The organism is Rhizobacter sp. P2_H2, assembly GCF_056403375.1.
This window is the reverse complement of sequence record NZ_JBFUFP010000237.1, coordinates 1-6,385: the sequence shown is the minus strand read 5'-3', so window position 1 is coordinate 6,385 and position 6,385 is coordinate 1. Positions and strand designations below refer to the sequence as shown.

The 6,385-nt window shown below is 70.1% G+C and carries 5 protein-coding genes; 4 read left to right on the top strand and 1 reads right to left on the bottom strand.

The window, feature by feature from the left end; translation table 11 throughout:
- A partial coding sequence (locus AC1D15_RS14335; RefSeq protein ID WP_477826514.1) for a substrate binding domain-containing protein occupies positions 1 to 585 on the top strand: 585 nt, incomplete at its 5' end.
- A 30-nt stretch (positions 586 to 615) separates the two neighbouring features.
- Here the strand turns inward: AC1D15_RS14335 and AC1D15_RS14330 are convergent.
- The gene (locus AC1D15_RS14330) at positions 616 to 1,686 is read right to left on the bottom strand and encodes an aminoglycoside phosphotransferase family protein (RefSeq protein WP_477826513.1); all 1,071 of its coding nucleotides are present in this window, start codon (positions 1,684 to 1,686) and stop codon (positions 616 to 618) included.
- 160 nt (positions 1,687 to 1,846) lie between these two features.
- On the opposite strand from AC1D15_RS14330, the gene AC1D15_RS14325 reads away from it, so the two are divergent.
- The 3 genes from AC1D15_RS14325 to rsmA are packed head-to-tail and all read left to right on the top strand — an operon-like array spanning position 1,847 to position 6,305.
- On the top strand, positions 1,847 to 4,189 hold the full coding sequence (locus tag AC1D15_RS14325; protein ID WP_477826512.1) for an LPS-assembly protein LptD: 2,343 nt from the start codon (positions 1,847 to 1,849) through the stop codon (positions 4,187 to 4,189).
- Positions 4,186 to 5,529 carry a peptidylprolyl isomerase gene (locus AC1D15_RS14320; RefSeq protein WP_465111359.1) on the top strand — a complete coding sequence of 448 codons (1,344 nt, stop codon included), beginning with the start codon at positions 4,186 to 4,188 and terminating at the stop codon, positions 5,527 to 5,529. The genes AC1D15_RS14325 and AC1D15_RS14320 overlap by 4 nt, the downstream gene beginning before the upstream one ends.
- An 11-nt stretch (positions 5,530 to 5,540) precedes the next feature.
- Positions 5,541 to 6,305, top strand: a complete 765-nt coding sequence (gene rsmA / locus AC1D15_RS14315) for a 16S rRNA (adenine(1518)-N(6)/adenine(1519)-N(6))-dimethyltransferase RsmA (RefSeq protein WP_465111358.1) — start codon at positions 5,541 to 5,543, stop codon at positions 6,303 to 6,305.
- Positions 6,306 to 6,385 lie beyond the last annotated feature (80 nt).

Genomic DNA, 6,385 nt, shown 5'->3' with positions numbered 1-6,385 from the left:
ATCGAGCTGTCGTGCCCCGGCCCGGTCGAGGCGGTCGACGAGAACTTCGACGTGAGCATCCTGTCGGTCGGCGACCGCCCGCTCGATGGCGACTTCGTCGCGCGGCGCCTCGCGCGCTCCGAGGTCATCACCTGCGCCTCGCCCGAGTACCTGAACCGCCGCGGCCGGCCGGTGCACCCGTCGGAGCTGGCCGGGCATGAGGCGATGGTGCCGACCTTCCTGCGGGAGCTGACCTTCCACGAGGGCGTGTGGGGCGATGACGAGCCGTCCGGCGAGTCGTACACGCTGACGCCGGGGCGGCCCGCGCTGGGCACGACGCACATCGACACGATGTACGCCGCCGCGCTCGCCGGCATGGGCATCGCCGGGCTGCCGTCGTTCGTCGTCGAGGACGCGCTGATGGAGCACGCGCTCGAACGCGTGCTGCCGCGCTGGCACCTGCTGACGACCACGATCTACGCCGCGATGCCGACGCGCAAGCACGTGCCGGCGCGCACGCGGGCGTTCATCGATTTCCTGCTGGAGACTTTCGGCGGCGGCGAGACCGACCCATGGCTCGCCGCCGCCGGCTGCCAGACGCGGTAGGCGCTGGCGCTCCCCGGATTCGCATCCGGGCTACCGGAACACGTCCTGGCGGGTCTCGCCGACCAGGCGCTCCAGCAGCCGCGCCAACGCGCCGAGCCCGTTGTAGCGGCTCGCGGTGCGGTGCGCATAGCGCCACACCAGCGGCAGGTTCTGCAGGTAGCCGTCCTTGCCGTCGCGGTGGTACAGCCGCGCGAAGATGCCCAGCACTTTCAGGTGGCGCTGCAGGCCCATCCACTCGAAATCGCGCCAGAACTCGCCGAAGTCGGCCTGCACCGGCAGGCCGGCCTTGCGCGCGCGCTCCCAGTAGCGCACCGCGAGGTCGATCTGCACGTCTTCCTGGAGCTCGATGTAGGCATCGCGCAGCAGGCTGGCCAGGTCGTAGGTGATCGGGCCCCAGACGGCGTCCTGGAAGTCGAGGATGCCGGGGTTGGTGGCCGCGCCGGCCGCCGGGCAGACCATCAGGTTGCGCGAGTGGTAGTCGCGGTGCACCAGCACCATCGGCTGGGCCAGGTTGTTCTGCACGATGCGCTCGACGCAATCGGCCCATTGGGCCTGCTCGTCGGCCGTCAGCACGTGGCCGGCGTGCTTCACGTACCAGTCGGGGAACAGCTGCATCTCGCGCATCAGCAGCGTGCGGTCGTAGGCCGGCAGCTGCGACGCCGCCTCGATGCCCTGCAGCCGCACCAGCGCCTGGCTCGCATCGGCATACAGCGCGTGCGCGCTGCGATCGTCGAGTTGCGACAGGTAGGTCTGGTCGCCCAGGTCGGACAGCAGCATGAAGCCGTCCTCGGCATGCCAGTCGAGCACCTCGGGCGCGTTCAGGCCGGCGGCGCGCAGCAGCGCGGCGACCTTCACGAACGGCCGGCAGTCCTCCTTCTCGGGCGGCGCATCCATCACGATGCGCGTGCCGGCCTCGGTGTCGACCCGCAGGTAGCGGCGGAAGCTCGCGTCGTTGCTGGCCGGCCGCGCCCCGCTCGCGTGGGTGCCCCGGCCCGCCAATTGCCGCAGCCAGCTTTCGAAGGCGACGCGGCGGCTGTCGTCGGGCCAGGCCAGCGGGGGCACAGTCGACCCGGAGGTCGTCGGATCAGGGGTCAGGGGCATGTGGGGATACTGCTCGTGGATAATCGATTCTACAAATCGCCCTGGGCGCGCCGCCTGTCGTCGTGCCGGTGCCGCGGCGCCGAGCCGTCCCTCCGCTCCTGATGTCCTCGCTCCCTTGCTGCCGCCGTTCCCACTCCGACTCTGCGTCTGCGCGATCCGCTTGAGCCTCGCGGCCTCGGCCGCGGGCTGGGCGTCGGTCGGGTGGGCGCAGGCGGTCGTGCCACCGGCTGCCGCGGCATCGGCGGCATCCGCGGCTTCGGCACCCGCACCGGCGTCCGCCGCCTCCGCACCGGACAACGCGATGGTGCTCGAGGCTGACGAGGTCCGCGCCCGCCCCGACCAGGACGTCATCGCCGAGGGCAATGCCCGCTTCCAGCGCGGCTCGATGCAGATCAGCGCCGACCGCATGACCTACGAGCAGTCGAACGACCTGGCCCATGCCACCGGCAAGGTGCGCGTGAGCCGCGACGGCAACGTCTACACCGGTCCCGAGCTGCAGCTGAAGGTCGAGCGCTTCGAAGGCTTCTTCCTGAAGCCGACCTACTTCTTCTCGCGCACCCAGGCCGGCGGCAGTGCCGAGCGGCTCGACTTCCTCGGCGAGCAGCTGACCGTCGCGACCGGCGCCACCTACACCAGCTGCCGCGTCGACGACCTCGACGGCAGCCCGCCGGCGTGGATCCTGTCGACCGACCGCGTGCGGCTCGATTTCGCGAACAACGAAGGCATCGCGCAGGGTGCGGTGCTGCGCTTCTACGGCGTGCCGATCCTCGCAGCGCCGGTGCTGAGCTTTCCGCTGAGCGACGACCGCAAGTCCGGCTGGCTGCCGCCGAGCATCGACATCGACAACAAGAGCGGCCTGCAGGTGGCCGTGCCGTACTACTGGAACATCGCGCCGAACCGCGATGCGACGCTGACGCCGGCCATCATCTCGAAGCGCGGTGCCGGGCTCGACACCGAGTTCCGCTACCTCGAGCCGGGCCACGAAGGCCGCGTCGACCTGAACCTGCTGCCCAACGACCGCCAGGCCGGCATCACCCGCAGCGCATTCAACCTGGAGCAGGAAGGCGTGCTGCTCGGCAACACGCGCTACCGGACCAACGTGATGCGCGTCAGCGACGACGACTACTGGAAAGACCTGCCGCGCGGCATCAACAGCCTGACGCCGCGGCTGCTGCTCGGCGACGCGCAGGTGGCGAGCGACTTCGGCCTCTGGACCACCTACGCGCGCGTCGAGCGCTGGCAGGTGCTGCAGGATGCCGACAGCCCGCTCGCGACCCCCTACGACCGGCTGCCGCAGCTCGGCGTGCGCACCTGGCAGCCGCTCGTCGGCGGCCTCGAGTTCAGCATGGAGGCCGAGGCCAACCGCTTCGTGAACCCGGACGGCCACCGCCTCGGCGTGGCGCCCGACGACACCGCGGCGAACCCGCGACCCGTCGGCTCGCGGCTGCACCTGCTGGGCTCGCTGGCGTGGCCGTTCGGCACGCCCGGCTGGACGCTGACGCCGAAGGTGCTGGTGAATGCCGCCAGCTACCGGCTCGACGCCCCGATGGCCGACGGCCGCGACCGCTTCCACCGCGTGATCCCGACCTTCAGCCTGGACAGTGCCTGGGTGCTGGAGCGCGACACGCAGCTGCTCGGCCGCCCGGCGCGCCAGACCATGGAGCCGCGGCTCTTCTACACGAAGACGCCGTACCGAGAGCAGAACGACCTGCCGAACTTCGATTCGGCCGAGAAGGACTTCAACTTCGATTCGATCTACACCGAGAACAGCTTTTCGGGCGTCGACCGGGTGTCGGATGCGCACCAGCTGACCGCCGGCGTCACCACCCGCATGCTCGACTCGGGCGACGGCTCCGAGCTGCTGCGCCTGGGCCTGGCCCAGCGCTACCTGTTCGAGGACCAGCGGATCACGCCCGACAAGCAGCCGATCTCGCAGAGCGTGTCGGACCTGCTGCTGACCGGCTCGTCCGGCCTGCTGAAGCACTGGCGCTTCGACGCGGCCGTGCAGTACAGCCCCGAGCAGCACCAGACGGTGCGCTCGATCCTGGGCGTGCGCTACGCGCCGGGGCCGTACCGCACGATCAACACCAACTACCGCTTCAACCGCAACGACAGCGTGACCGGCCTGCCGAGCGAACAGTTCGAGGTCGGCTGGCAGTGGCCGCTGTACGGCCGCCCCGGGCAGAGCAGCGACCGCGGCGGGCGCTGCACCGGCGCCTGGTACAGCGTCGGGCGCTTGAGCTACAACGTGTCCGAGCGGCGGCTCACCGATTCGGTGGTGGGTTTCGAGTACGACGCCGGCTGCTGGATCGGCCGCGTGATCGCGAAACGGCTGTCGACCAGCCAGCAGGAGGCGACCACGCAGCTCGGCTTCGAGCTCGAGCTGATCGGCCTGTCGCGCCTCGGGACCAACCCGCTGAAGGTCTTGAAGGACAATATCCCCGGTTACCGCATGCTGCGCGACGATCCCGCCGCGCCCGCTGCCAGCCCCACGACACCATGATTGCATTCCAACGCCTTGCTTCCCGCGCGCTGATGTCGCTGCTGTCCGCGACCGTCGCGACGGCGGCCGTGCAGGCCCAGACCGCAGCACCCGCCCCGCGCCCCTCCACGCGTACGCAGACCGCCGACTACATCGTCGCGATCGTCAACCAGGAGCTGGTCACCGCCGGCGAGGTGCAGCAGCGCATCGACCGCCTGCGCGAGGAAGCCCAGCGCAGCAAGGCCAAGCTGCCGCCGGACGACGAACTGCGGCGCCAGGTGGTCGATGCGCTGATCGACGAGCGCGTGCAGATCACGAACGCGCGCGATGTCGGGCAGCGCGTCGACGACATGGAGCTCGAGCGCGCGGTCGCCAACGTCGCGGCGCAGAACCAGTTGACGCCGGCCCAGCTGCGCGAGCGGCTCAAGAAGGAAGGCATCGACTACGCGCGCTTTCGCAACAACGTGCGCGACCAGCTGCTGGTCGAGCGGGTGCGCGAGCGCGAGGTGCAGGCCCGCATCACGATCACCGACGCCGAGATCGACGGCGTGCTCGACAAGCAGCGCGCCGCGGCCGGCAGCGCGACCGAATACAACATCGCGCAGATCCTGGTCACCGTGCCCGAGGGGGCGAGCGAGAGCCTGGTCGCCGAGCGCCGCACCAAGGCCGAAGCTGCGCTGAACCGGGTGCGCAGCAGCGCCCCGTTCGACGTGGTCGCGAAGGAAGTCTCCGAGGACGGCAACAAGGCGCGCGGCGGCGAGATCGGCATGCGCCCGGCCGACCGGCTGCCCGACATCTTCGTCGAGGCGGTGCGCGGCCTGAAGCCGGGCGAGATCGCGCCGACGCTGCTGCGCTCCGGCGCCGGCTTCCACGTGATGAAGCTGATTGACAAGCGCGAGGGCGGCGCGTTCTCGGTGACGCAGACGCGCGCTCGCCACATCCTGCTGCGGCCGTCGGCGCAGCTCTCGCAGGAGGCCGCGGTGCGGCGCCTGCAGGAAATGAAGCGGCAGATCCAGAGCGGCTCGCGCAACTTCGACCAGCTGGCGCGCGACAACTCCGAAGACGGCAGCGCGGCGCAGGGCGGCGACCTCGGTTGGGTGTCGCCGGGCGGCTTCGTGCCCGAGTTCGAGGAGGCGATGAACGCGCTGCCGATCAACGGGCTGTCGGATCCGGTGGTATCGCGCTTCGGCGTGCACCTGATCCAGGTGGTCGAGCGCCGCAAGATGACGCTCGACCTGCGGCAGCAGCGCGAGCAGGCCCGCAACATCCTGCGCGAGCAGAAGTTCGAAGAGGCCTACAACGACTGGGCGCGCGACCTGCGGGCACGGGCCTACATCGAGATGCGCGAGGCGCCGCAGTAAGCGGCAAGCCTGTGCGTCATCTTCCTCGCAAGCGGTTCGGGCAGCATTTCCTGACCGATGACTCGGTCATCGGCGCGATCGTCGATGCGATCAACCCGCGCCCGGGCGAGGCGGTCGTCGAGATCGGGCCCGGACTGGGTGCCATGACCGACCCGCTGGTCGAGCGCAGCGAACGCCTGACCGTGATCGAACTCGATCGCGACCTGGCGGCGCGGCTGCGCAAGCGGCCCGAGCTGAACGTCGTCGAATCGGACGTGTTGAAGGTCGACTTCCCGGCACTCGCAGAACAGGCCGGCCAGAAGCTGCGCGTCGTCGGCAACCTGCCGTACAACATCTCGACGCCGATCCTCTTCCACCTGCTCGACGCCGTCGACCACGTCCAAGACCAGCACTTCATGCTGCAGAAGGAGGTGGTGGATCGCATGGCCGCCGCCCCCGGCAACAAGGACTACGGCCGGCTCACCGTGATGCTGCAGTGGCGCTACGACATCGAGTCGGTGCTCGACGTGCCGCCCGAGGCGTTCGACCCGCCGCCGCGGGTGGATTCGGCGGTGGTGCGCATGCAGCCGCTGCCCGACGCCGCCGGCGTGCCGCAGGCCTTGCTGGGCGAACTGGTGACGGTGGCGTTCTCGCAGCGCCGCAAGCTGCTGCGCCACACGCTGGGCCGCTGGCTCGACGAGCGCGGTTTCTCAGGTGCCTTCGACGTGCAACGCCGCGCCGAGGAAGTGCCGGTGGCGGACTACCTGGCGCTGGTGCAGGCGGTTCAGAAGCGGTAGCGCAGCGACAGTGTCGCCATGTCGGCACCGCGATCGGATTCGAAGAAGTGAAACGATTCGAAGGATTCGACCTCCAGCAG

Excerpts from the sequence above, each read along its gene's own strand:
- AC1D15_RS14330 (WP_477826513.1), bottom strand. The coding sequence starts at position 1,686 with ATGCCCCTGACCCCTGATCCGACGACCTCCGGGTCGACTGTGCCCCCG.
- AC1D15_RS14320 (WP_465111359.1), top strand. The coding sequence starts at position 4,186 with ATGATTGCATTCCAACGCCTTGCTTCCCGCGCGCTGATGTCGCTGCTG.